Source organism: Streptomyces sp. BK340, assembly GCF_007827595.1.
Classification (GTDB): Bacteria; Actinomycetota; Actinomycetes; order Streptomycetales; family Streptomycetaceae; genus Streptomyces.
Window position 1 is genome coordinate 190,269 of sequence record NZ_VISR01000005.1, and the last position, 24,916, is coordinate 215,184.

Annotated in this window: 19 protein-coding genes; 5 read left to right on the forward strand and 14 right to left on the reverse strand. The window is 72.7% G+C overall.

Annotation, left to right across the window (positions count from 1 at the left end):
- Window positions 1-7: 7 nt before the first annotated feature.
- The 12 genes from FB157_RS12715 to FB157_RS12770 form a co-directional block, all read right to left on the reverse strand.
- Entirely contained in the window at window positions 8-1,747 is a 1,740-nt protein-coding gene (locus FB157_RS12715) for a thiamine pyrophosphate-binding protein (RefSeq protein WP_145878997.1), read from the reverse strand.
- The gene (locus FB157_RS12720) at window positions 1,744-4,404 is read right to left on the reverse strand and encodes an aldehyde dehydrogenase family protein (protein WP_186581475.1); all 2,661 of its coding nucleotides are present in this window, start codon (window positions 4,402-4,404) and stop codon (window positions 1,744-1,746) included. Before FB157_RS12720 ends, FB157_RS12715 begins: the two co-directional genes overlap by 4 nt.
- 66 nt (window positions 4,405-4,470) lie before the next feature.
- Window positions 4,471-5,760, reverse strand: a complete 1,290-nt coding sequence (locus tag FB157_RS12725; protein ID WP_186581476.1) for an ATP-grasp domain-containing protein — start codon at window positions 5,758-5,760, stop codon at window positions 4,471-4,473.
- The gene (locus FB157_RS12730; RefSeq protein WP_145879002.1) at window positions 5,757-6,986 is read right to left on the reverse strand and encodes an MFS transporter; all 1,230 of its coding nucleotides are present in this window, start codon (window positions 6,984-6,986) and stop codon (window positions 5,757-5,759) included. The genes FB157_RS12725 and FB157_RS12730 overlap by 4 nt, the downstream gene beginning before the upstream one ends.
- Before the next feature lie 8 nt (window positions 6,987-6,994).
- On the reverse strand, window positions 6,995-8,008 hold the full coding sequence (locus tag FB157_RS12735) for a diiron oxygenase (RefSeq protein WP_145879004.1): 1,014 nt from the start codon (window positions 8,006-8,008) through the stop codon (window positions 6,995-6,997).
- Window positions 8,005-9,267: an ATP-grasp domain-containing protein gene (locus FB157_RS12740; RefSeq protein WP_145879005.1), complete on the reverse strand. Its 1,263-nt coding sequence runs from the start codon at window positions 9,265-9,267 to the stop codon at window positions 8,005-8,007. Before FB157_RS12740 ends, FB157_RS12735 begins: the two co-directional genes overlap by 4 nt.
- A 35-nt stretch (window positions 9,268-9,302) precedes the next feature.
- Complete coding sequence (locus tag FB157_RS12745) at window positions 9,303-14,234, reverse strand: non-ribosomal peptide synthetase (protein ID WP_145879007.1); 4,932 nt, start codon at window positions 14,232-14,234, stop codon at window positions 9,303-9,305.
- 14 nt (window positions 14,235-14,248) lie between these two features.
- Window positions 14,249-15,001, reverse strand: coding sequence for a thioesterase II family protein (locus FB157_RS12750; protein ID WP_145879008.1), 753 nt, complete (start codon window positions 14,999-15,001; stop codon window positions 14,249-14,251).
- A complete protein-coding gene (locus FB157_RS12755; protein WP_145879010.1) occupies window positions 14,998-15,207 on the reverse strand; it encodes an MbtH family protein in 210 nt (69 codons plus the stop codon). The genes FB157_RS12750 and FB157_RS12755 overlap by 4 nt, the downstream gene beginning before the upstream one ends.
- 2 nt (window positions 15,208-15,209) lie before the next feature.
- Window positions 15,210-16,205 carry a 2,3-diaminopropionate biosynthesis protein SbnB gene (gene sbnB, locus FB157_RS12760; protein ID WP_145879430.1) on the reverse strand — a complete coding sequence of 332 codons (996 nt, stop codon included), beginning with the start codon at window positions 16,203-16,205 and terminating at the stop codon, window positions 15,210-15,212.
- Window positions 16,206-16,243: 38 nt separating this feature from the next.
- A complete protein-coding gene (sbnA, locus tag FB157_RS12765; protein ID WP_145879012.1) occupies window positions 16,244-17,260 on the reverse strand; it encodes a 2,3-diaminopropionate biosynthesis protein SbnA in 1,017 nt (338 codons plus the stop codon).
- 175 nt (window positions 17,261-17,435) lie between these two features.
- On the reverse strand, window positions 17,436-18,455 hold the full coding sequence (locus FB157_RS12770) for a LuxR C-terminal-related transcriptional regulator (RefSeq protein WP_315903813.1): 1,020 nt from the start codon (window positions 18,453-18,455) through the stop codon (window positions 17,436-17,438).
- A gap of 164 nt (window positions 18,456-18,619) precedes the next feature.
- Here FB157_RS12770 and FB157_RS12775 point away from each other — a divergent pair, with 164 nt between their 5' ends.
- The 4 genes from FB157_RS12775 (at window position 18,620) to FB157_RS12790 (ending at window position 22,269) form a co-directional block, all read left to right on the forward strand.
- The gene (locus FB157_RS12775) at window positions 18,620-18,910 is read left to right on the forward strand and encodes a hypothetical protein (RefSeq protein ID WP_145879013.1); all 291 of its coding nucleotides are present in this window, start codon (window positions 18,620-18,622) and stop codon (window positions 18,908-18,910) included.
- 199 nt (window positions 18,911-19,109) lie between these two features.
- Window positions 19,110-19,289 carry a hypothetical protein gene (locus tag FB157_RS12780; RefSeq protein WP_145879015.1) on the forward strand — a complete coding sequence of 60 codons (180 nt, stop codon included), beginning with the start codon at window positions 19,110-19,112 and terminating at the stop codon, window positions 19,287-19,289.
- 47 nt (window positions 19,290-19,336) lie between these two features.
- A complete protein-coding gene (locus tag FB157_RS12785; protein WP_145879017.1) occupies window positions 19,337-20,293 on the forward strand; it encodes a ParB N-terminal domain-containing protein in 957 nt (318 codons plus the stop codon).
- A gap of 104 nt (window positions 20,294-20,397) precedes the next feature.
- Entirely contained in the window at window positions 20,398-22,269 is a 1,872-nt protein-coding gene (locus FB157_RS12790; protein WP_145879019.1) for an AfsR/SARP family transcriptional regulator, read from the forward strand.
- A gap of 60 nt (window positions 22,270-22,329) precedes the next feature.
- On the opposite strand, the gene FB157_RS12795 is transcribed toward FB157_RS12790, so the two are convergent.
- Both FB157_RS12795 and FB157_RS12800 read right to left on the reverse strand, forming a co-directional pair.
- The gene (locus tag FB157_RS12795) at window positions 22,330-23,154 is read right to left on the reverse strand and encodes an SDR family oxidoreductase (RefSeq protein ID WP_186581477.1); all 825 of its coding nucleotides are present in this window, start codon (window positions 23,152-23,154) and stop codon (window positions 22,330-22,332) included.
- Window positions 23,155-23,354: 200 nt separating this feature from the next.
- Window positions 23,355-24,056: a DUF5324 family protein gene (locus tag FB157_RS12800; protein ID WP_145879023.1), complete on the reverse strand. Its 702-nt coding sequence runs from the start codon at window positions 24,054-24,056 to the stop codon at window positions 23,355-23,357.
- A 243-nt stretch (window positions 24,057-24,299) separates the two neighbouring features.
- Between FB157_RS12800 and FB157_RS12805 the strand changes: the two genes are divergently transcribed.
- Window positions 24,300-24,833, forward strand: a complete 534-nt coding sequence (locus FB157_RS12805; protein ID WP_145879025.1) for a peptidylprolyl isomerase — start codon at window positions 24,300-24,302, stop codon at window positions 24,831-24,833.
- Window positions 24,834-24,916 lie beyond the last annotated feature (83 nt).

Sequence of the window (24,916 nt, forward strand, 5' to 3'; positions counted from 1 at the left end):
CTCCCCTCTACTTCGCGCCCGGCTCGGGGAGCACGGGGAAGTCGCCGCCGGCCACGTCCGCGCCGAACATCGCATCGGTCAGCCGCACCGGCACATTGAGGACGACGACCTCGCCGGCGGCGGCCTTCTCCCAGGCCAGCGCGACGTCGCCGGGCAGGGAGGCCTTGTCCCGCACGGTCACCTGGTGCAGTCCCGGCAGCTGCGGCGCCTGGGCGCCGACCGCCTCGGGGTCCACGAAGGCGTGGTCGCCGACCGGGTGTTCCCGCTGGTCCAGCTGGACCTGGAGCCAGCCGTAGCCGCCGTTGCGCAGGACGACGTAGATCAGTCCGCCGCTGTGTGCGACCGCGGTGGGCAGGTCGGCGGCGGCCATCGCGAAGGCGCCGTCGCCGACGAAGGCCACCACCGGCCGCCCGGGCGCGGCGATCTTGACGCCGAGCGCGGCGGCGGCACCGAAGCCGAGGCTGGTCTGCTCGGACGGGACGACGCTGCCGGCGCCCGAGTGGCAGGAGTAGAGCGGGTACCTGTACGACCACATGTCCTGCAGGCCGTTCTCCTGCACCAGGATCCGGTCGGCGGGCAGGGCGGCGTCGAGCGCCCGCAGCACCTCGGCGATGTGCAGGTCCGGCGACCCGGCCAGCTCGTCGAGCAGCGCCCGGCTGTCGGTGTGGATCTCGTCGTGCACGGCGCGTACGGCCGTCGCCCAGCCGTCGTCGGCGGGTTCGGCGGGGAGCGCCGAGAGCCAGGACCGTACGGTCGCCCCGGCGTCGGCCAGCACCTTCGGTCCCCGCAGCATGGTCTGGAAGTCGGCCGCGGCCAGGTTGACCTGGATCACCGGGATCTCGCGGCCGAGTGCGGCCGGCCACTGGAACGTGGCCGTCTCCTCCAGCCGGCTGCCGAGGGCGACGACACAGTCGGCCTCGGCCCACAGCCGTACCGCCTGCTCGGGGGTGTACAGGCCGGCCAGTCCGCAGAACTGCGGGTGCGCCTCGTCGACCGCGCCGCGGCCGGAGGCCGTGCAGACGATCGCCGCGCCGGTCCGCTCGGCCAGCCGCTCGACCTCGCGGCCCCCGTTCGCGTGCCGCATGCCGCCGCCGACCAGCAGGACCGGCCGGCGGGCCGCACGCAGTGCGTCGAGCGCGGCGGAGCCGGCGGGCAGGGCGACCTCGTACGGCGTCTCCGCCGCCACCGGCGCGGCCAGGGCCCCGGCCTCGGCGGGTGCGGCCTCGGCGAGCAGGTGCTCGGGGAGTTCGACGTAGACCGGACCGCGCTCGTGGCGGGCGACCAGCAGGGCGCGCTGCAGGGTGGGCACCAGCCGGTCGGGGTGGTCGACCCGGGCCGCGTACTTGACCAGGGAGCTCACGACGGCGAGCTGGTCGAGCTCCTGGAAGGCGCCGCTGCCCCGGTGCCGGGCGCCGGTGCCGCCGCTGAGCAGCAGCAGCGGCACGGCGGAGGCGGAGGCCTCCAGCAGGCCGGTGACGGTGTTGGTGACCGCGGGTCCCTTGCCGACGACGGCGACGCCGACCTCGCCGGACTGCAGGGCCCAGCCGGTCGCCATGAACAGGGCGTTGCGCTGGTCGCGGCTGAGGACGAACCTGAGGCCCGCCTCGTGCGCGGCCTCCAGCGCGTACATGTCGTCGCCGGGCAGTCCGAAGACGGTACGCGTCCCGGAGGCGGCCAGCACCGCGGCGGCCGTCGTCCAGGCAGCGGCGGCGGTGGCCTCGGCGGAGGTGTCGGGTGTGTTGCTCATGACCTTCCCGGCAGGTAGTCGGCGACGGCCTTCGACAGCAGCAGCGGCTCGGTGTGCCGCTTGCGGTCCACGGCGATGTAGTTGGCGCGGATGCCCCGGCCACCGAAGGGCTTGTTGCCGTCCTCGATGTCGATGAGGGTCTCGTCGACGCTCACCATGTGGCGCTCGCGCAGGGCCTCCACGGTCTTCGGCAGGGAGCCGAACACCGAGGCTGCCATGGCGCGTTCCGCGTAGTAGGGGTGACGCAGCACCTCGTTCAGCCAGTCCTCGGAGGAGAAGGGCACCACGTTGAAGACGGGCGCGAACATCTCCGGCGGCAGGAACAGGGTGTCCGTCGGGTGGATCAGCACGGTCGGCCGCACATGGCGGTCCGCGAAGTCGATCCGGCCGCCCGCGGCCACGAACTCCCGCTTGCCTCGCAGGTAGTCCAGGGTCGTGTCGAACGCCTCGTCGTAGAACATGGCGCTGTAGTCGGCGGTCGAGTCGTAGGGGGCGCCCAGCCGCAGGGCCTCGACCCGGCGGGAGAGCAGGTTGCAGAACTGGGCGCTGACGGAGGTGTGCACGAACACCGCGTCCGGGCCGAAGCAGTCCTGCCCGGAGTTGAGCATGCGCACCCGGATCAGGCCGTCGACGGCGCGGTTGAGGTCGGCGTCGGCGCCCACCACGTACGGGTTGATGCCCTGCCCGAAGAAGCAGAACACCGTCTCGCGGGGCAGCTGCTCGCGGATCGTCTCGGCGTTCTCGTACGACCCGGTGAAGACCAGGACGTCGGACTTCTTGCCGACGTTGTCCAGGAACTCGCGCTGGCCGCTGTCGTCGAGCACCAGCGGCAGGTCGTGCACGGTGCCGATCAGCTTGTGCAGGGCGCGGGTCTGGGAGTCGATCATCCGCGACGGCCGGAAGACGATCCGCCGGCTGTACAGGCTGGGGATGACGACGTACAGGATGTAGCCGTACAGCGGGATGTTCGACGGCATCAGCACGCCGATCTGTCCCGCCGCCGGCGGGCGGAAGCGGGAGACCTCGGCGACCGCGCCCTCCAGTGCCTCGATGGAGGCGTCGATCTCGTCGGCCGCGGTGCGGTGGTTGGAGACCTCGGTGAGGATGCGCAGCACCTCGGGGCGGCGCTCGGCGAGCAGCCGGGCGACGTCCTGGAGGACGGTGATCCGGTCGGTGAAGGGGATCGCGGGACCGGTGGGCTTCGCGGCCCGCTCGGCCTCCTTGGCCTCCTCCGCGCGGCCGCTGCGCAGCGCCGCCTGAGCCATGTAGCCCAGCGCGGTCAGATTGGCCTTGCCGTTGGTGTGCTCCGGGAACTCGGACACCACGAGCACCTTGTTGGGCTGCTCGTACTCGGCGACCAGGTCCGCGAAGACGCGCCGCCAGTGGGCGGCCGGGCGCTCCTCGGGGTCGGCGACCACGAAGACCAGGTCGGTGCCGAAGCGGCCGTTCTCCACCGGCACGACCCGCACCGGGCGGCCGCACTCGCTGGCCTTGGCGGTGATGGCGTCGGGGTAGAGGGTGTTGCCGAACCGGTGGACGGCGGCCTTGCGGCCCAGGATGCGCAGGTTGCCGTGCTCGTCGAGGAAACCGAGGTCCTGGGTGCGGTGGACGGTGCGCTGGTTCTCCCGGACGCGGCCGCCCGGCTCCAGCACGCCCACCATCAGGTCGGGCGTGTGCACGACGACCTCGCCGACCTGGCCGGCCGGCAGCGGGCGGTCCTCCTCGTCGACGACGGTCACCGTGATCCCGTCGAGGGGGCGTCCGCAGTGGTGGGGGTTGTCGGGCGCGGCCAGCGCGATGTTGCCGGCCTCGGAGCTGCCGTAGCCGTCCAGCAGGGGCCGGCCGAGGCGCTCGGTGAAGCGGCGCTGCAGGTCGTCCTGGAGCGGCTCGCCGCCGACGCACCACATGCGCACCGACTCCAGCAGCGCGGTGGACGCGCGGCCGCGGTCGAGCAGGCGCAGGATGCCCTCGTACACGGCCGGTACGGAGTCGACGACCGTGACGCCGAGATCGACGACCGCCTCCAGGGCGAGGTCGGTGCGCCGGCTGGGCAGCAGGACCAGGCCGGCCTTCGCCTGCCACCACAGCAGCAGGATCGACAGGCCGTACTGGTGCGTGAACGGCAGCAGCGGCAGCAGCACGTCGGACTCGGTGTACTTCATCCGGTCCTGGGTGCGCGAGACGTTGGCCAGCACCGAACTGCCGGAGCGGACCACGCCCTTGGGGCGGCCGAGGCTGCCGGAGGTCCACACGATCAGGGCGTCGGGGCGGCGGGCCCAGCGGTCGAAGGACAGCTCGGCCTGCTCACCGTCCTCGGCGGCCGCCGTGTCGAGTTCGTGCAGCGGGATCCACGGGGCGTCCGGCTTGGCGAAGGCGGGGGCCTGTTCCTCGTGGTCGGAGATGAAGAAGTCGGCGTTCGCCTCCTCCACCAGGCGGGCGAACTGGTTCGGGGTCACCCCGCGGTCCACCAGACCGACCGAGACGCCCATGTCCATCAGGGCGAGGGTGGTGAGCACCGAGGCCGTGGAGTTCGCGGCCGAGAGCAGGACGCGATGGTCGCCGTCGACCCCGCGGGACCGCAGAGCGCGTGTCACGCTCGCGCAGGAGGCCCTGACCTCGCGCCATGAGCGATTGCCTTCATTGCGGCTGATCAGCACCAGAACAACACATCCAATCTTCGAACCGGGTCGCCACGACGCTAAAAGGGGCTGCTCAAGCGGGAATCAAGCGGAAATCCGCTCGGATTCCAGGGATTTCGGGGACTCCGTCTCCGCGGGTGTCACGGGCTCCGTGACGTAGCAGCCGGCGGACTCCAGCGCGCGGATCGCCGCGAGATCGCGGTCGAGTTCCGCCTCGGTGTCCGCGACGAGCGAGACGTAGCCGGGCGAGGTCGCCATGTCGACGGTCCGGCGCACGGGCCGGCCCTCGCGGACGCCGGTGACCAGCCGCTCGAACGCGGGCAGGGCGGTGAAGCGGTCGTGCCAGGCCGTGGCGGTGCCGGCCCGGCCGTTGATCAGCCAGACGTTGCGGACGGTCCTGCTCCAGCGCACCTCGGTGTCCCGGAAGGTGCGGAAGCCCTCCGGGTCGGTGAGGGCGAGGGCGAGCAGTTCCACGTGCGAAGTGCCCGAGTGCCGCTCCAGGACGTCGGGCAGCATGGCCCCCATCAGCCGGGCCCCGGTCTCGATGAGCACCGGCCCGTCGGCGGTGAGCATCACCTCGCTGTGCGCGGCCCCGTCGGTGATGCCGAGGGCGGTGACCGCCGCCACGACGTACTCGACCAGTCCGGCGACGTGCGGGGCGGTGAGCGGCAGCGGCTGCTGGTAGTCGTACAGCGGCGCGCCCTCGGGTCCGTGCGTCTTCGCCGACAGCCAGACGTCCGACACCTTCTGCACACCGTCCACGGCGACCGTGTTGACGATGTACTCGGTGCCGACCAGGTACTTCTGCACCACGGCCGACGGGTTGGGGTTGCCGAAGTAGTCGGTGCCGGCCATGACGGCCGCGGCGGCCGAACGGACGTCGTCCTCGGTGGTGCAGATGTGCACGTTGTCGGTGCCGGCGCTGGCGGCCGGCTTGACCACGACCGTGCCGCCCGCCGCCCGGAACCAGTCCACGGCGGCCTCGGGGTCGGTGGTGCTGAAGCCGACCGGTGCGGCCAGGCCCGCCGCGGCCAGGCGCCGGGCCATGGCGTACTTGTTCCGCCGGGCCTCCACGCCCTCGAACCGGTTTCCGGGCAGGCCCAGTTCGTGGGCGAGGGTGTCGGCGAGGACCACCCCGCACTCGGTGCCGGCGACCACCCGGTCGACGCCGGCCTCCTTCAGGGCGCGGACGGCGTCGGCCGGGTCGGGGAAGTGGCCGAAGTCGTGGCTGTAGAGGGCGGGCCGGAAGGAGGGCAGCAGCCGGGGCGGGGGGATCTCCTGGCTGCGCAGGTGGACCACCTCCACACCCCGCTGCCCGAGCTTGTCGGCCAGCAGGCTGCCGGTCGAGTAGCCGTCGACGATCGCGATCTTCACTGGGTCACCCCCGCCTTCTCCAGATCCTGGTCCGCCTGCGCGGTGCGCTCGGTGTGCTCGGTGTTCTTCTGACGGGAGCGCAGCCGCGCGTCGCAGACGTGGGCGAGGGCGGCGACGGCGGCTGCGGTCGCGCCGAACACGGCGAACGCGGCCTTGGGGCCGCCGTGGTCCAGGCCGGCGCCGGCCAGCGGGGAGCCGATCACGTTGCCGACGAGGATCGCGCTGGCGTAGGTGCCCATCGCCACGCCCTTGGTGCCCTCCGGTGCGATCCCGCTGACCGCGCCGGCGCTCGCGGACAGGGCCGGGGCGACGAACAGGTTGGCCGGGACGGCCAGCAGGCACAGCCAGTACCACTGGGTGGCCAGGCCGATCGGCATGCACAGCAGGCCGAGCACCGCGGTCAGCACGAACACCGACGGCGGACGCTTCATGGCGCCGTAGAGGAAGCCGCCGGCCACGGAGGCGACGCCCGCGAGGACCAGCAGCAGCCAGCTCCAGGCGAGCTGGCCGTGGCGCTGGAGCGTGCCGACGGCCGCGACCTCGAAGCCGACGACGGCGATGGAGGTGGCCACCGTGACGCCGAGCGCGCACACCATGCGGGCCGTCAGCCAGCTGCGCAGACCGGGGGTGGGGCCGCCGGTGGGGCGGGCCTGCTGCAGCGGCGGGTCGAGCACCAGGTAGGCCACGCCCACCAGCAGTTGGAGGCCGCCCATCACGAGGAACGCCACGGTCGGGGAGGCGGTCGAGGCGAGCAGGATGCCGATGGTCGGGCCGGCCATGTAGGCGATGTCGGTCGTCATCGCGTCGACCGCGTAGGCGGTGTGCCGGTTCTCATCGGTGACCAGGCCGGCCAGGGCCAGCCGGATCACCGTGAAGGCGGGCAGCGTGGTCAGGCCGCCGAGGAACGCGGCGCCCAGCAGGACGGGGTAGGGCAGGAAGTGGGCCAGGCTCCAGAACACCGCCTGGGCGGTCACCAGCAGGCCGAAGACCCGGCGCAGTCCGTAGCGGTCCAAGCCGCGGCCCTGGAGCGGGGCGCCGAGGCCGGCGCCCGCCGTCCAGCAGGCGGCGACCAGGCTGCCCGCGGCGAAGCCCCGGTGCAGATGGCCCACGATGTGCAGGATGAGGACCGTGGAGATGCCGAGGCCGGGCATCTTGGCCAGCAGTCCGATCACCATCAGCGACCGCAGGCCGGGTTCGGCGAGCAGCCGTCGGTAGGTCGAGAACATGTCGTCTCCTAGGCCTTGGCGGCCGGTTCGTCCCAGGGCCAGTCCACCTGTCCCAGGAGGTCCATCTCCGAGAGCAGGCCGCGCAGCCCGCTGAAGTCGCGCACCAGGTTCCGGCGGCCCGCGTCCTGCTGCACCTCGGCGATCATCCGGTCGGCGCCGGTGACCCCGTGCAGGGCGAGGATGTGCTGCCAGGTCCGGTAGTCGTTGGCGACGAACGCCTCCAGGCCGGTGAGCATGGTGTCCACGAAGAACCTGCGCTGGTCGGCGGAGAGGAAGTCGTAGACGGTCTTGGCGAGTTCGCCGGTGATGGCGGAGTGGCAGATCTCGTCGCGGTTGTGCAGCTTCACCGTGGTGGAGTTGATCTCCTGGATGTCCGGGTCGTCGGACAGCAGGTGCAGATAGGCGCTGATCGACGTCTCGGAGACGGTGGCGAAGGCCAGCGTGGTGAGCTTGCGCTGCCACTCCTCGCTGCAGGCGGCCCGCAGTTCCTCGTGCCGGTGCACGATGTGCGGGGCGGGCAGCACCGTGTCCGGCAGCGTGATGCCCCGCTTCTGCCGCGTGATCGTGCTGGCGTTGAGGTGCATCAGCGTGTGGTACTGCTCGTCGACCATGGCCTGGGCCAGCGACGTCTCCAGCGCGGGCCCGCCCAGGGAGGGGAACTCGCCCTCGATGACGTAGGCGAACGCCGGGTTGGCGATGCGCTGTTCGGCCATGATGGTGTGCCGGTTGTAGGCGAGCCAGGACCAGCTCAGCATCGACCGGCGCACCTCGGGCGGCAGCCCGTCCCAGACGGGGTGGCCGACGAACGGGACGATCCGCTCCGGGTAGTCCGGGCGCGCCGCGTCGAACAGGTCCTCCAGCTCGGGCTCCTTGCGCTTGACCGCGGCACGCCGCTGCCAGTTGCCGGCCAGGCGGGTGATGACGGCGTTCTCCACCGGGTCGGCGGGGTCGTACGGCGGGAAGCCGGGGATCTCGACCAGGCCGCCGGTGTGCGGGGCGTCGTTCAGGGTGATGGTGGTCATCGGGTCTCCTCGCCCCGCTCGATGTCGTAGAACTCGGGGCCGTCCAGGTAGCAGAGGGCGTTGACGTCGCGTTCCACGACCTCGGCCGACGGGTGGGCGAAGCCGATCGCGAGGGTCTTGGTCGAGTCGTCGACGGTGCGGACGACGGCGTCGCCGGGCCGCACGAACATCTCCACGTTGTTGAAACTCTCCATGCCGCGGACGACGTCCAGCAGGGGGTAGGAGCGCAGGGTGCCCGCGACCGGCGCCGTCGGCCAGCACACCGACACATGGCGCTCGAGCCGGTAGGGGCGCTGGTGGGTGGCGAGGAACCGCTCGGGGTGCAGGTACGCCTCCACGGTCCAGCCGATCTGCGACTCCCCGGCGCCGAGTTCGGCGTAGTAGGGGGTGTTCGCGCCGGCCATGCGGGCACCGACCTCGACCAGGCACGGCCCCTCGGCGGTGACGATGACCTCCAGGTGGGCGGGGCCGTGCCGGATGCCGAGGGCGTCGAGCACCTGCTGCGCGTACTCGGTCAGCTCGCGGCGGACCGGGGCGTCGTGGGCGATCAGGTGGCCGCCGGCGATGCGGTCGCGGACCCCGGGCACCGACATCTTGCTGTACTTCCAGATGTCGGTGACCCGGTGGTGGCCGTCCCGGCTGACGGTGTCGACCACGTACTCGGCGCCGACCAGGTACTCCTGGGCCACGGCCGCGGTGTTGGACTCGGAGAAGACGGTGGTGCTCGCGAGGATCGCCTTGAGCGCGACCGCCGAGTCCTCCGGGGTGTCGCAGACGGCGACACCGTCGTTGGCGGCGCTGCGCAGCGGCTTGACCACGATCCGGCCGCCGACCTCGCGGTGGAAGTCCATCAGCTCCCGCGGGTCGCTGACCAGCTTCTGCCGGGCGCCGCGCACGCCCGCCGCCTTGATCGTCTCGATCATGACGAACTTGTCGCGGCGGGCGGGCGAGAGCCGGGTGCCGTTGGTGGGGACGCCCAGCGCCTCGCTGAGCGCGTCGGCCAGTTCGACGCCGTACTCGCCGGCCGCGACGACCGCGACGGGCGCGTGCCGGGCGACGGCCCGGACGGTGTCGGCCGGCACGCCCCGGTGGACGATGTCGTCGCTGAAGGCACTGGTGTCGAAGGCACCCCGGTAGCACTGGGGAACCTCCTCGGTGCTCTGTACGCGTACGACGTCGCAGCCGCTGTCCAGGAACGCCTGGACGAGCGCGTAGCTGGACGGGTACGCGTCGACCAGGACGACGCTGGGGTTGCTCATGTTCGTCTCTCTCTGTGTGCTCACGCTCTGTGTGCTCACGCCGCCGCCTCGACGGCCTTCGCGAGGCCCGCGACGGTCGGATTGCGGAAGACCAGGACCGGGGAGACGCGGTGGCCGAGCCGCTCGCTCAGCCGGGCCGCGACCGCGGTGATGGCCAGCGAGTTGCCGCCGACGTCGAAGAAGTTGTCGTCCGGCCCGAAGACCCCGTCGAAGCCCAGGCACTCCTGCCAGACCTCGGCCACCAGCGTCTGCTCCTCGGTGGTGTGCTCCCGGCCGGTCGCGGGCGCGCCGGCCGGCCGCGGGTCGGGCAGTGCGTCCCGGTCGACCTTGCCGTTCGGGGTGAGCGGGATCTCCGCGACGACCGTGAAGCCCTGCGGCAGCATGTACGGCGGCAGCCGGTCCGCCAGGTGCGCCCGCAGCCCGGCCGCGTCCGCGTCCCGCACCGGCGGCTCGGGGATCACGTAGGCGGCGAGCTGCTCCACCCCCGTGCTGGTCCGGCGCACCGCGACCGCGCAGTCCGCGACCGCCGGGTGGTCGCGCAGCGCCGACTCGATCTCGCCGAGTTCGATGCGGTAGCCGCGCACCTTGACCTGGTGGTCGTTGCGGCCGAGGAAGACCAGGTTGCCGTCGGGCAGCAGCCGTACGACGTCACCGGTGGCGTACATGCGGGCGCCCGGCTCCTCGGCGAACGGGTCGGGCAGGTACGCCTGCGCGGTGCGCGCCGGCTTGCCCAGGTAGCCGCGGCCGACCGCGCTGCCGCCGACGTACAGCTCGCCCCGGCAGCCCGGGACCACCGGGCGCAGCCGGTCGTCCAGGACGTACAGGCGGGCGTTGTCGGTGGCCTGGCCGAACGGGACGCTCGGCCGGTGCGCGTGCCGGTCGACCAGGTCCTCGGTGATCGGGCAGAACGCGGAGGTGACGGTCGCCTCGGTGGGGCCGTACTCGTTGAAGACGCGGCAGCCGGGGCGGGTGACCTCCAGGATGCGCCGGGCCACGTCGTGGGGGACTGCCTCGGCGCCGGTGAACACCAGCCGCACGGAGGCCAGGTGGGCCGTGCAGTCCGCGCCGGACTCCAGCAGGATGCGCATCTGCGAGGGTGTCGCGTTCAGCGTGGTGATGCCGCGCTCGGACACCTCGCGCAGGAACGCCTCCGGGTCGTAGGCGGCCGTGGGGCCCGCCAGGTGCAGCTGGGCGCCGGAGACCAGGCACTGGAAGATCTCCCACACCGAGTTGTCGAACGCCACCGAGTGGTTCAGCAGCGCCCGGTCGTCGCCGGTCAGGCGGCACAGCCGCTGGTTCCAGGCGAGGAAGCCGGTGATGTTGGCGTGGGTGATGGCCACGCCCTTGGGCTTGCCGGTGGATCCGGACGTGTAGATCACGTAGGCCAGGTGGTGGGGCTGCGCCTCGTCGGCCGGCCCGGGCTCGGGCAGGCCGCCGGGCTCCTGGGCGACGGGGACCACCCGGACCGAGCCGTCGAACAGGCCCGCCGAGGGGTGTCCGGGGTCGGCCACCACCAGGCGTACGCCGGAGTCCTCCAGCAGGTACTGCAGGCGGTCCGCCGGGTAGCCGGGGTCGAGCGGCACATAGGCGCCGCCGGCCTTCAGGACGCCCAGCAGGGCGACCACCAGTTCCACCGATCGCTCCAGGCACACACCGACCAGCTGCTCGGGCCCGACGCCCTGCGCGCGCAGCGCACGGGCCAGCGCGGCGGCCCGCCGGTCGGTCTCGGCGAAGGTCAGCGAGGTGCCGTCGCCCGCCACGCACACCGCGTCCGGGGTGGTGCGCACCTGCCGCTCCCACATCCGCACCAGGGTGCTCGGCTCGGGCAGCGGCTCGGCGAGGTCACCGGCGGCCAGGGCGCGCAGTTCCCCGGCGGAGAGGATCTCCAGCTCCGACAGCCGGGCGCCGCGGTCCGCCACCATCTGCTCGATCACCCGCAGCAGGTGCCGGCCGAGACCCTCGACGAAGTCCTCGTCGAACAGGTCGGTCGCGTACTCGACGGAGATGCTGAGGCCGCCGTCGCCCACCGCGTGGTCGGTCACGTCGAACGCCAGGTCGAAGCGGGCGGAGCCGAGGCGGCCCTCCAGCTCCTTGCGGTCGTACACCTCCGGCAGGGCGCCCGCCGGGGGCTCCTCGTGCAGGGCGAACAGCACCTGGAAGAGCGGGTTGCGGCTCAGGTCGCGCTCCGGGCACAGCTCCGCCACCAGCTTCTCGAACGGCAGCTCCTGGTGCGCGTGGGCGTCCCGGGCCACCTCCCGCACCCGGCCGAGCAGTTCGGACCAGGTGGGGTCGCCGCTCAGGTCGGTGCGCAGCACCGCCGTGTTGACGAAGTAGCCGCACATCCCGGCGGTCTCCGGGCGCGGCCGGCCGCCCATCAGGGTGCCGACGGCCACGTCGGTCTCGTCGGCGTACCGGCCGAGCAGCACCTGCAGCGGGGCCAGCAGACCCATGAACAGGGTGACGCCCTCGGCACGGCAGGCCGCCCGCAGTTGTTCGGCCTGCCCGGCCGGGACGCGCAGGAACGTCCGCCGGCCGCGGTGGCTCGCGACGGCCGGGCGGGGCCGGCTGGTGGGCAGTTCCAGCGCGGGCACCCCGGCCAGCCGCTCCCGCCAGTGGGCGAGCAGCCGCTCCAGTTCGGCGCCGCTGATCCGCTCGTGCTCCCACTGGGCGAAGTCGGCGTAGGTCACCGGCAGCGGTGCCGGGGACGGCCGGCGACCTGCGCGCAGGCCGGCATAGAGGTCGCCGAGTTCGCGCACCAGCAGGTCCACCGAGGTCCCGTCGCAGGCGATGTGGTGGATCGTCAGCAACAGCACGTCCCGCCCGGGGGTGCGCAGCACGTCCGCGCGCAGCAGGGGTGCCCGGTCGAGGGCGAAGGGCGCGCGGATCCGCTCGGTCAGCAGCGTCCGGAGCTCCTCCTCGGTCACCTCCGTGCACGGCACCCGGACGTGCGCGGTCTCGCGGAGCTCGGGGCGGACCCGGCCGTCGGCGGGGACCAGCGCGGTGCGCAGCGTCTGGTGGCGGTCGACCAGCGCGGTCAGCGCCTGCTCCAGTGCGGGCAGCTCGGCCCGGCCGTCCGGGAAGGACAGCGCGACGGGCAGGTGGTAGGCCGGGACGTCCTCGTTGACCTGCTCGAAGAACCAGATGCGCTCCTGACCGAAGGACAGCTCGGCCCGCGTCGCCGGACGGATCGGTTCCTCGTCGACCGCCTCCAGTTCCTCGAGCGCGGCCGCCAGGGCGGCCGGTGCCGGATGCGCGAAGACCGACTGGACGCCGACCGGCACCCCGAGCACCTCGCGTAGCCGCGCCACCGCGCGCACCGCCGCGAGCGACTGGCCGCCCAGAGCGAAGAAGTCGTCGTACGGCCCCACGTCCGTGAGTCCGAGGATCTCCGCCCACACCGCGCGCACCGCGTCGGTGTGCGCCGGCAGCGGACCGCCGGTGTTCTCCCGGCCCGGCTCGCGGACACGGTCGTAGCCGAGGGCGAGCACGGCGCCCCGGTCGGCCTTGCCCGCGGGCGTGCGCGGGAGCGCGTCGAGGACGGCGTAGCCCTGGGTGACCATGTGGGCCGGCAGGTGTGCGGCGAGGTGGTCGCGGACCCGGCCGGGCAGCCCGGCCGCGGCGTCGCGGGCGTCCGGCGCGGCGACCAGGAAGGCCACCAGCCGGTCGCCGCCGGCCGCCTCGCGGTCGACGACCACCACCGCGTCCGCCACCTCGGGGTGGCTGCGCACACAGTCCTCGATCTCGCCGAGTTCGATGCGGTAGCCGCGCACCTTGACCTGGTGGTCGTTGCGGCCCAGCAGCTCCAGGTCGCCGTCGGTGCTCCAGCGGGCGAGGTCGCCGGTGCGGTACAGGCGCCCGGTGCCGTCCCCGAAGGGGTCCGGGACGAAACGCTCGGCGGTCAGCGCGGGCCGGCCCAGGTAGCCGCGGGCCACGCCCTCGCCGCCGATCCACAGCTCGCCGGTGACGCCCGGCCCCGCCTCACGGCCGTGCTCGTCGACCACGTACAGGCGGGTGTTGGACAGGGCGGTGCCGACCGTGACCCGGTCGCCCGCCTCGTCGATGCGGGCCGCGGTGGCCCACACGGTGGCCTCGGTCGGCCCGTACAGGTTCCACAGGGTGCCGCCGGTGGCCACCAGATCGCGGGCCAGCTGCGTATCCAGGGGCTCGCCGCCGGACAGCAGGACCCGGCCGTGGCCGGCCCGCCAGCCGGAGGCCACCAGCATCCGCCAGGTCGTCGGCGTCGCCTGGACCACGGTCACCCGGCCGTCCTCGATGGCGGCGGCCAGCACCTCGGGGTCGGTGTTGGCCGCCTGCGGGGCCATGACGACGGTCGCACCGAGGGTCAGCGGCAGGAACAGCTCCAGCGTGGAGATGTCGAACGACAGCGGGGTCAGCGCCAGCACCCGGTCGCCGGGGGCGAGCCCGGGGCGCTCGGCGACGCTGCGCAGGAAGGAGGAGATCGCCGCGTGCTCGACGGCCACCCCCTTGGGCAGGCCGGTGGAGCCGGAGGTGTAGATGACGTACGCGAGGTGGTGCGGCCGCGCCGGAGAGGTGAACGGCGCGGCCGGTTCGGTGGGTACGTCCTCCATGAGCAGCAGGTCGACCGACCCCGGTACCGCGCCGCGGATCCGCTCGCGGTGCGCGCGGTCGCACAGGACGAGACCGGCACCGGAGTCCTCGGTCATGTGCCGCAGCCGGTCGGCGGGGTAGCTCGGGTCCAGCGGCAGGTACGCGGCGCCCGACTTCAGGATGCCGAGCAGGGCCACGGTCATGTCGACCGAGCGGCCGAGGCAGACACCGACCAGGGACTCCGGGCCGATGCCGCGGGCCCGCAGGGCGGCGGCGAGCGCCGTGGCCCGGCGGTCCACTTCGGCGTAGGTGGCCTGTCGCGGGCCCGCGACGACGGCGACCGAGTCGGGAGCCGAGGCGACCCGCTGCTCCCACAGGGCGACCAGGGTGGTCGACATGAACTGATCCTTTCTCAGCCCCACGCGGGGGCGGTGCGCGTGATCGTTTCCGCCAGCTGCTGTTCCGCGCCGCGTACGTAGAGGTGTCCGCCCGGGAAGCGGCGCAGCTCGAAGCCGGCCGTGGTGTGCTCGCGCCAGCCGGCCAGCTCCACCGCGTCGACGGTGTCGTCGTCGGCGCCGGCCAGGACGGTGAGGGGACAGGGCAGCGGCGCCTCGGCCCGGTGCGCGTACGTCTCGCACACGGTCAGGTCGGCGCGCATCAGCGGCAGCAGCAGCTCCTGCAGCTCCGGATCGAGACCGGCGAGTTCGACATCGTCGAGGCGGGCGAGCAGGTCGGCGTCCGGCAGCTGGTGCAGCGGGTCCCGGTCCGGCAGGCCGGGGGCCCGCAGCGCGGACAGGAACAGGCGGGCGGGCAGGGCCGCGCCCAGGGCCCGCAGCGCGCGGGTCACCTCGAACGCCACCAGCGCGCCCATGCTGTGCCCGAAGAAGGCGTACGGCAGCCCGGTGTGGCCGGCGATCAGCGGCGCCAGCCGGTCCACGACCGTGTCCAGGGAGGTCAGCGGCTCCTCACCGAACCGGTTCTCCCGTCCGGGCAGCTGTACGGTGCACACCTCGACGGTGTCCGGGAGGTGCCGGGCCAGCTGGTAGGCGGAGGCGCCGGCACCGGCGTGCGGGAAGACGAACAGGCGCTGCCGCGCGGTGTCCTCCCGGCTGCCGAGGCCGCGCAGCCACAGCCGGTCGAGGGCGGGGGTGGTCTCGACGGTCATCGCCGCGCCGCCCGTTCGCGGCGCACGGACAGCGGGGTCAGGTCGGTCCACACCGCTTCGATGTGGTCCAGGCACTCCTGCTTGGTGCCCTGCCGGCCGGCCGGGGTCCAGCCGGCGGGCAGCTCGCGGCCGGCGAACCAGATCGAGTACTGCTCCTCGTGGTTGCGGACGACGAGGTAGCGGTCCTGGGTGTCGCTCGCGGTCATGGTCACACCCCCACACCGTCGAAGAAGCCGGCCTGCGGGTGGCCGCCGCCCGCGGCGACGACCCGGTCGTGCACCCACTTGCCGACGGCGAGGTCCAGCACGCCGAGGCCGAACGGGGAGAAGACCGCCGGACGGCCGGGATGCCGGCGCAGCCGCTGCCGGAGCAGGTCGCCGAGGGTGCCGTCGACGAAGTCCCGGTTCCCGGTGCGCTGTTCGGCCAGATGCAGCGAGGTGCGCTCGCGCACGGCGTGGTCGACGTCGTCGGTGAAGTTCTGTGCGGCGAGGATCAGCTCGGGGGCGAGGTCGCGCAGCGACAGGTGCAGCACCACCGGGTTGTGGGCGAGCAGCCGCGCATCGTGCAGGTGGGGCTCGCCGGCCACGGTGGTGAGGACCACCAGGTCGCAGTCGGTGAACGCGTCCTCGACCCGGTCGGCGATCACGACCTCGGCGTCGGTGTGCTCCGCGACGACGGCGGCGTAGCGCTTCGCGGCGTCCCTGTCGAGATCGAACAGGCGGAAGCCGCCGATCTCCCAGTCGAGGTCGCGCAGGAACTTCCAGACGTGCTGGGCGATCAGGCCGGTGCCGACGATGCCGACCCGGCGGGCGCGGCGCTCGCCGACGAGCGTCTCGGCGCCCAGGACGGCGGAGGCTGCGGTCCGGGTCGCCGAGATGATCGACGACTCCATGCAGGCGAACGGGAAGCCGGTGGCGCAGTCGTTGAGGATCAGCGTGGCGGAGGCGCGCGGGATGCCGTGCCGGGTGTTCTCCGGGAAGCTCGCGATCCACTTGTTGCCTGCCACCTCGAACTCGCCGCCCAGGTAGGCGGGCAGGGAGATGATGCGGGCGCGGCTGTTGTGCGGGAAGCGCAGGAAGGAGCTGTGCGGGTTGGCGCTCTGCCCGGCGTCGTGGGCCAGGTAGGCGGCACGGACGACCTCGACGAGCTCCGGGCGGTTGTGCTCGACCTGGGCGGCGATGTCACCCGCGTCGATCACCGTCATGGGCGGTGGGGTCACGATGGGCACGGGAGAGTCCTCCTTCAGTTGGCGGCCAGCGCGGCGACGGGCGAGGCCAGGGCCTCTTCCGCGAGGAGCTGCTGGAACCAGCCGGGGTTGTAGATGGTCTTGGCGTAGGCATGGCCCCGGTCCGCGGCGATGAAGGCGACCTTGGGGCGGCGAGCGCCGGGAGGGTTGCGGGCGAAGTAGCTCTGGACGGCGGCGTAACAGCTTCCGGTCGAACCACCCGCGTACAGGCCGTACTTGGCGGTCAGGGCGCGGCAGCCCTCGACCGCACGCACCTCGGAGACGATCTCGACCTCGTCGATCAGCGCCTGCTCGCACAGGGGCGGCACGATGCTGGAGCCGATGCCGGGGATGCGCCGCTTCTTCGGCGGACCGCCGAAGATCACCGAACCCTCGGTGTCCACGGCCACCACCACGCAGCGGGGGAAGGCCTCCTTGACCCGATGGGAGACGCCGGCGATGGTGCCGCCCGTCCCCACCCCGACGAACAGGTAGTCGATCGGGCCGGCTTCCGCGATCAGCTCGGCGGCCGTGAAGCGGTAGTGGGCGTCACGGGCGTCCGGGTTGGCGTACTGGTTGGGCCAATAGGCCTGCCCGAGTTGTACCAGGAGTTCCTGTACCCGGGCCAGGCGGGTGCGCAGATATCCGCCCGCCGCGTCCCGGGTGGAGACTTTCTCCACTCTCCGGCACAGCAGGCGCAGGTGTGCTTCGGTGGCCTCATTGCAATTGGGGTCGATCACCGGCACGAAGGAAATTCCCAGCATGCGGCAGTAAAAGGCCAGCGCCAGGGCGAAGTTGCCCGACGAGGACTCGACCACCGTGGTGTTCCGCGTGATCTCCCCACGGGCGATGGCCCGTTCCAGGATCCACAGTGCCGAGCGGTCCTTGGTGCTGCCGGTCGGATTGCAGAACTCCAGCTTGGCGACAATGTCGCATTCGTCGTCCGCCAACGGAATCAGCGGGGTCCCCGCGAGACCGGAACGGAGCCGTCCTATCCGGTCGATCAGGGTTTGGTCAGCACGCCTTTGAAGCATGCGGCGACTTTGGCACGCGGTTTCCAACCCCGGCTCAACCGCGACTCAAGCGAGACGCGAGGAGGGGGAACGGCGAAGAACGAGTCCGGAAAGGGGGGCTCAGGAGGCGGCGGGCGGGCCCGTTCGACCGCACCCCGTGGACAGTTGGACGGGGTGCGGTCGGGTGGCCCTCTCGTCAGTCGTCGGCGGCGTGCAGATAGCCGCGGCGCACCGCCTGCACGCCCGCCTGGAAGCGGCTGCGCGCGTCCAGCAGCGTCAGCAGCGCGGACATGGTGCGGCGCACCGTCCGGTCCGACACCCCGAGTTGGTGTGCAATCGCCTCGTCGGTGAGCCCTTGCGCCATAAGACGAAGCACTTCAGCCTGATGCGTGGTGAGTGTCTTGCGGCTGCGCTCGGGACGCGTTCCGATGGGTCGCGCGGACTGCCACACGGTCTCGAACAGCGCGTGCATCAGAGCGATCGTGCCCGGGTTGTCCACCAGGACCGCACCGGCTCCGGTGTTCTTGCTGTCGGTCGCGATGAGCGCCGTACGTCGGTCGATGAGAATGAGGCGATTGGGAAGTGTGGGTGTGGTGCGGACCTGTGCGCCCTGGGCGGCCAGCCATTCGGCATGGGCGACGGTGGGCGGATCACGCCGGATGCTGTCCAGATAGACCGTGCGCATCCGGACGCCCCGATTGAGCAGCCGCAGATTGAGCGGGCGTGAGGCGTCCATGTTCTCCGGGGTCTGCGGACCTCCGGGAGCGAATGTCAGGAATTCCTCCCGGACCTCCTTGGTGAGGATTTCCAGATGCTCCCGGATGGCTTCGACACCGGACAGGAAATGGAATCCCGCGCCGGCGCCGGGGGTGTACTGGTCCGCGAACTGGGCGATGGTCTCCGCGACCACCGCACGGCTCGCCTCCACCCGCTGCTGGTGCGCGGCCAACTCCGCCTGCTGCTGGGCCAACAGCGCCTCCAGGGCGAGCATCGGGTTCACCGGGCGCACCCGGGACTCGTTCTCCGCCGAGGTTCTGACCAGCGCCAGCTCGCTCAACCGGTCCAGTGACTCCCGTACCTCGTGCTCGGACAGACCGAGATCGTCGGCCCACTCGCCGACATCACCGTCCGGGCGCGCGAGCATCGTGCGATACACAGCCTCCGAGGCCGTGTCTATCCCGAGTCCAGAAAGCAATGGGATCTCCTCCTCGGACACCCTGGTCCCCCTTGCTAGGGCTCTCTGTGCGGAGACAGAAATGCATGTGGAGATTACACGAATGGGGGGACCGCAGCCGTGACGGAGATCGCTTTCGCCTATGCCGTCCTGGAAAGCCTTGTCCCGGGTGGCAAAGCCACCGTCTTACCGTGGAGTTGTAATTGATGTACCTCGTCCACCTTCACCTGGGGCCGCATCCGGCCGGCCTGGAGCTGCCCGAGGACACCGCACGGGCCATCGCCGACGCCGCACCGCCGGCCTCGGCGCTCCGCCATGTCACCGTGCACGCCGCCGACGAGCCCGCCGTCGGCCTCTACCTCGCCGCCGGCGGACCGGAACAGGCCGAGGTGACGGCCCGCCTTCTGTGGTGGAGCACGGTCGCCGCGCGGCCGCGGCTCGGCGGCTGGCCGCTGCTCGGCACCCGGGTCACCATCTCCCTGCCCACGGCCCGCTGACCCGGCCGCCGCCCGCCGCCCGCCGCGCGCGACCCGGGCCCGGCCCCGGACTTGTCCGCCAGCGGACATGTCCGCTCTGCCCGCCCCAAAACCCCTTCTCCTGGCCTGCGACCCCGGGTGAAATGCAGTTGTCGGACCGATCACAGACCGGATCGGTCACGACACGAACGATCACGCAACTGTTGAAGGGGAGACGACGATGCGTCGAATTGCTGTTCTGGGGGCTGCGATCGCGGCGGCACTGGCGATCGTGACGGGGGCGACGCACCAGCAGGAGCACAGGGCGCAGCAGGCGGGAGACGCCGGCTGGCAGCGGGCGGCCTCGCCCACGGTCCTCGCCGACGCGCAGGCCGCCCCGGGCGACGCGGGCTGGCAGTAGGAAACCTGGACGACGAGGGCGCCCGCGAATCCCGCTTGGAGGCTGCCATGGCCGCAACCGACTGCCGCAACGACGCCGAGCACCTGCTCGCACTCCGCGGTGAGCTGCTCGAACTGCCGGTGCAGGACATCCCCGTCGACACGCTGCGGGTGACGGACTCACCCCGCAGCAGGGTGGAGGACCCGGGCCACTCCCGGGTCCTGGCCCAGGCCGGGGACGCGCTGCCGCCGGTGGTCGTGCATCGCGCGACCATGACGGTCGTCGACGGTGTCCACCGGCTGCGGGCGGCACAGCTACGAGGCCGCACCACCATCCCCGTCCGCTTCTTCGACGGCAGCGCGGAGGACGCGCGCCTGCTGGCGGTCGCCCTCAACGTCACCCACGGCCTGCCGCTGACCCTGGCCGAACGCACCGCGGCCGCGGAACGCGTCCTCACCGCCCGGCCGGACTGGTCCGACCGCGCGGTGGCCTCCCTCGCGGGACTGTCCGCCGGCAAGACGGCCGAGATACGGCGCCGGGTGCTCGACCCGGCGGCCCCCGGCGCCAAACGGATCGGCCGCGACGGGCGCGCCCGCCCACTGGACGCCTCCCACGGCCGCGCCCTGGCCGCCGCCCTGCTCAGGGAGGACCCGACGGCCTCGCTGCGCGCGATCGCCCGGGAGGCCGGGATCTCACCGGCCACCGTCGCCGACGTCCGCGCCCGGCTGGCCCGCGGCGACGACCCGGTCGGCACCCGCGGCTCCGCCCGCCGGACCCCCGCGCCCGCGGCACCCGGGCCCGCACCGGACCTGGGCGAGATACACCGCCGCCTGCGCCGTGACCCGGCGCTGCGCTTCAGCGAGACCGGACGGTCCTTCCTGCGGCTGCTGGAGGCGGGCGCCGCACTCGCCCGGCACCGGGAGGGGATCGCCGCCGGCCTGCCCCCGCACTGCAGGGCCGCCGCGGCCCACCTGGCCCAGGCCTACGCGCAGAGCTGGGAACTGTTCGCCAACGAGCTGCAGTGACGCACTGCGGCACCGCGCCGGCCGCACGAACCGCGGCCCACACCGGCAGAGCCGGACACCGGGCCACCGCCCGGCCGAGGTCCGCCGGACAACGGGGAGAACCAATGCGAGTCAATCTTCTGGGACCACTGGAGATCTACACCGGCGAACCCGGCGTCAACGCCGTCCCGGCAGCGCAGAAAGTACGCCAGACCCTGGCCGTACTGGTGCTGAACGCCAACCGGGTGGTGCGCTTCGAGCAGCTCATGGAAGAGCTGTGGGAGGACAACCCGCCCGCCAGCGCCCACACCGCCCTGCAGACGTACGTGTACGAGATCCGCAAACGCTTCGCCCTCGGCAACCCGAGGAGCGGCGGACCCGACCGCGGCACCGGCCGGCCCGTGCTCGGCACGGCGAGCGGCGGCTACCAGCTCAGCCTGCCCGAGGACCAGGTGGACGCCTACCGGTTCGAGCCGCTCGTCGCCCGGGCCCGCAAGGAGTTCCGCGCCGGAGACCACCGGCGCGCCCGCGAATCGGTCGCCGCGGCCATGGCGCTCTGGCGGGACGCGGCCCTCGTCGACGTCCGTAAAGGACCCCTGCTGCAGGCCGAGGCGCTGCGCCTGAACGAACTCCACACCAGCGCCACCACCCTGCGCATCGAGGCCGACCTCCAGCTCGGCCGGCACCACGAGCTGATCGGCGAACTGACCTCCCTGGCCGCCCTCGAACCCACCAACGAGACCGTCCAGCGCAACCTGATGACGGCCCTGTACCGCACCGACCGCCGTGCCGACGCCCTCCGCGTCTACCAGCGCGCCCGCTCCCAGATCGCGGACGAGTTCGGACTCGACCCCTCACCCGAACTCCAGGCCCTGCACACGGCCATCCTCCAGTCCGACACCAGCCTGCTGCGACCGGCCGAACCGTCCCCGGCACCGGCCACGCCCGCCCCCGCCCCCCGCGTGCCGTGCCACCTACCCGCACCGCAGGAACGGCTGACCGGCCGCGGCGGCCAGCTCGCCCGCGCCATCGGCGCACTCACCGCCAAGGCCGCGCCCGGACCGGCGCTCGTCGTGGTGAGCGGCGCCCCCGGCACCGGCAAGAGCGAACTGTGCCGGCACGCGGCCCGCCGGGCCAGCGGCCACTACCCGGACGGCCAGCTCTACGGCCGCCTCCTCGACGACACCGGACGGCCCGTCGGCCACGCCGAGATCCTCCGCTCCTTCCTGCGCGGACTCGGCGCGACGGAGGACCTGCTGCACCTGGGCACGACCGACCTGAGCCTGATGTACCGCACCTGGACCGCCGACCGGCGCGTCCTGGTGGTCCTGGACGACGTGACCGGCCCGGACGACCTCGGCCTGCTGCTCCCCTCCGGCTACGGCTGCGGCGCGGTCATCAGCAGCCGACGGCGGCTGTTCGTCTCCTCCAGCACCGAACACATCGAGCTGGACCGGCTGCCACTCGACGACTGCCTGCACCTGCTGGTCTCCCTGGTGCCCGAGCACCGCATCACCATGGACCCGGACGGCGCCCGGCAGCTGGCCGAGCTGTGCCACGGCCTGCCCACCGCCCTGTTCGCCGTCGCCGCCCGACTCCGCCTGCGCCCGCACTGGACCGCCCGTCAGGCGATCACCTGGGCGACGACCGCCGCACAGGCCGGTGAGGACCCGCTGGGGCTGCGGGCCGCACTGGAACGCACCCTCGCCACACTCCCCGCCCACCTCCGCCGCGCGGCACACACCCTGCTCACCCCGAGCGCCCCCGACCGGCCCGCCCCCGCCCCGGCGGCCGCCCTCCTCGGCACCGGCGAGCAGCAGGCCGCGACCCTGCTCGAAGAACTGGTGGACGCCTACCTGCTGAGCGCGACGACCCCTCCGTCCACGGACGGCTGCTACAGCTGGGAGCCGGCGGCCCGCGCGCTGCGGGACTCGATGAGCCGCGCCGTTCCGGCGGCACCTGCCGGCAACGCCGTCCGGCATCCGATGGCGGCCTGACAGCAGCGGGCGCCGCAGACCCGGGCCGGATCAGCCGAAGCGCACGTCACGCGCGCCCCCTCACCGCTTGTTGAGGCGCAGCGCGGTACGCGCGACGAGGTCGCTGACGCCGGCGGGGGCGAGGCGCAGCAGGGGGGCCGACACCGCCCCGGGACCCACGCGGTAGCGGCGGTGCGGCTTCTGCGCGAGGAGAGCGCGGCGCACGGTGCGGGCGACGGTCTCCGGACCGGGCGGCGACCACGAGGCGACGCGCCGGCGGGCGGCCATGTAGCCGTGCGCGTACCGCGACTCGGCCGGAAAGTCCGCCAGGCCCTTGGAGAGCAAGGGCGTGTCGATGAAGCCGGGCTCGACCAGGCAGGCGTGGACACCGCTGCCGGCGATCTCCATGCGCAGGCTGTCGGTCAGGGCCTCCAGCGCGTACTTGCTCGCGCAGTACCAGCCGGTGAACGGGACGGAGACCAGCCCCCCGAGCGAACTCACCTGGACGATCCGCCCCTCGCCCCTGCGCCGCATGCCCGGCAGCACCAGCCGGGTCATCCGCGCCACGCCCAGCAGATTGACCTCCAGGGCGTCCCGGGCAACCTCCTCGGACACGTCCTCGAAGGCGCCGACCGGTGCGACTCCCGCGTTGTTGACCAGGGCCCAGGGTCCCCCCTCCGTCACCTCGTCGATCTCCGTGACGGCGTCCTGGCAGGAGCGCCGGTCCGTCACGTCCAGGAGCACGGTGCGCACGGTGAGCCCGACTTCGGCCGCGGCGGCCACGAGCTTCTCCGCCTTGTCAGGGGTGCGGGCGGTGCCGATGACGTTGAAGCGGCGGGCGGCCAGGTCGAGCGCGGTGGCCCTGCCGATACCGCTGGTGGCTCCGGTGACGACGACGGTCTTCAAGGGGCGGTCCTTGTGAGAAGGGTGGGGCGGGCCGGGCCGCCTCTCCGGATTCTTGATCACCTTCTGCACAACTATGTCGCACATGGGAGCAGATATCCGTTCAAGGCGCGTCCGGGGCGGACGACCCGCACGTCGTCCGCCCCACGGCCCCGCCGGCACTCGGGTCGGCACCCGGACGGTGCCGACCCCCTCAGCCCTCCTCAGTCCTTGTCCTCCCGGTCGGCCGCGTCCTCCTCGGCCTGCTTCGCCCGCACGTCCGGGTCCAGCGCCGAGGGACCCGTGCCGTCCACCGAACTCAGCCGGCCGGACTCGGGCACCTCCGTCGCGGCGGGCGGCTCCACCAGCCAGTCGGGATTGGCCTGCTTGTCCCACCACTTCCAGGCGCAGAACGCACCACCCGCCACCAGGCCGAGCAGCGCCAGCACCTTCAGGGAACGGCCCCTGCGGGAACGCCGCTCGTTCCTTCGGGCCAGCTTCTGGATCTCCTGCGCCGAGACCTGGCCGCGCAGCGCCACCAGCGCGGCGGCACCCCGCGCGGCGGCCTCGTCCGCCACCGGAGCGGCGGCGGCCATCGCATGCTCGATCTTCGGACGCGAGTACTCGGCCGCCTGCCGTGCGGCCTTCCGGGTCAGGTCAGCGGCCTCCTGCGCCGCCAGGTCCACCTTCGGCGGCACATGCGCGAGGGCCTGCTCCAGTCGCGGAGCGAGCCGCGCGTCGTACTGCACACGGGCCTGTTCGGCGGCCTGGGACACCACGGGCGCCAGCCGTACGCGTGCCTCCTGTGCGTAGTGCGAGGCGCGCTCCTTGGCTGTGTCGGCGTAGGGCGCCACCACTTCCGCGGCGTGCAGCACGCTGTCCTTCGCCGAGCCGGTCGCGGCGCGCACGCTGTCGATGCGGGTCACGGGTCTCCTCCTCCTCGGTGGCGTACGGTAATTCGCCTTTCCACCCTTTTAAGGATCATGCCTGCCCGCAGCCCGCGCGTCATGCGAGGGCGGGCATATGGGTGCAACAAGGGCTCCCTGTCGACCCTGCCACGAATCACGGCCGGGCGCTCCCCTCGCGGCGGAACCCAGGCCGGCCGGGCGTCAGGGGCCCCGCACCGTGCGAGGATCGGGGAGTCACACGAGGACAACGGAAGGCGGATCGTGGCCGAGCAGCTCTACGCCACCCTGAAGACCAACCACGGCGACATCGTCATCAGGCTGTTCCCGAACCACGCGCCCGCGACGGTCAGAAACTTCGTCGAGCTCGCCCAGGGCGAACGGGAGTGGACGCACCCGGGCACCGGCGCCGTGAGCCACGACAAGCTCTACGACGGCACCGTCTTCCACCGGGTCATCGGCGGCTTCATGATCCAGGGCGGCGACCCCCTGGGCAACGGCATCGGCGGCCCCGGCTACGAGTTCGGCGACGAATTCCACCCCGACCTGCGCTTCGACCGCCCCTATCTGCTCGCCATGGCCAACGCGGGTCCGGGCACCAACGGCTCCCAGTTCTTCATCACGGTCAGCCCCACCCCGCACCTGAACCGCAAGCACACGATCTTCGGCGAGGTCGCGGACGTCGCCGGCCAGAAGGTCGTGGACGCGATCGCCGCCGTACCGACCACGCTCCCGAACAACCGGCCGGTCAACGACGTCGTCATCGAGACGATCGTCGTGGAGAAGCGCGAGGGCTGAATCCGGGCGCGCCCCGGCATCCGCCCCAGAAAACCGCAGGGAACCAAACGTCCCGCTCGTCCGTAGGGAAGAACGGGGCGGGG

Coding starts and splice junctions, on each gene's coding strand:
- FB157_RS12715 (WP_145878997.1), bottom strand. CDS start 1,747: ATGAGCAACACACCCGACACCTCCGCCGAGGCCACCGCCGCCGCTGCC.
- FB157_RS12730 (WP_145879002.1), bottom strand. CDS start 6,986: ATGTTCTCGACCTACCGACGGCTGCTCGCCGAACCCGGCCTGCGGTCG.
- FB157_RS12735 (WP_145879004.1), bottom strand. CDS start 8,008: ATGACCACCATCACCCTGAACGACGCCCCGCACACCGGCGGCCTGGTC.
- FB157_RS12740 (WP_145879005.1), bottom strand. CDS start 9,267: ATGAGCAACCCCAGCGTCGTCCTGGTCGACGCGTACCCGTCCAGCTAC.
- FB157_RS12745 (WP_145879007.1), bottom strand. CDS start 14,234: ATGTCGACCACCCTGGTCGCCCTGTGGGAGCAGCGGGTCGCCTCGGCT.
- FB157_RS12750 (WP_145879008.1), bottom strand. CDS start 15,001: ATGACCGTCGAGACCACCCCCGCCCTCGACCGGCTGTGGCTGCGCGGC.
- FB157_RS12755 (WP_145879010.1), bottom strand. CDS start 15,207: ATGACCGCGAGCGACACCCAGGACCGCTACCTCGTCGTCCGCAACCAC.
- sbnB (WP_145879430.1), bottom strand. CDS start 16,205: ATGACGGTGATCGACGCGGGTGACATCGCCGCCCAGGTCGAGCACAAC.
- sbnA (WP_145879012.1), bottom strand. CDS start 17,260: ATGCTTCAAAGGCGTGCTGACCAAACCCTGATCGACCGGATAGGACGG.
- FB157_RS12775 (WP_145879013.1), top strand. CDS start 18,620: ATGTACCTCGTCCACCTTCACCTGGGGCCGCATCCGGCCGGCCTGGAG.
- FB157_RS12780 (WP_145879015.1), top strand. CDS start 19,110: ATGCGTCGAATTGCTGTTCTGGGGGCTGCGATCGCGGCGGCACTGGCG.
- FB157_RS12785 (WP_145879017.1), top strand. CDS start 19,337: ATGGCCGCAACCGACTGCCGCAACGACGCCGAGCACCTGCTCGCACTC.
- FB157_RS12790 (WP_145879019.1), top strand. CDS start 20,398: ATGCGAGTCAATCTTCTGGGACCACTGGAGATCTACACCGGCGAACCC.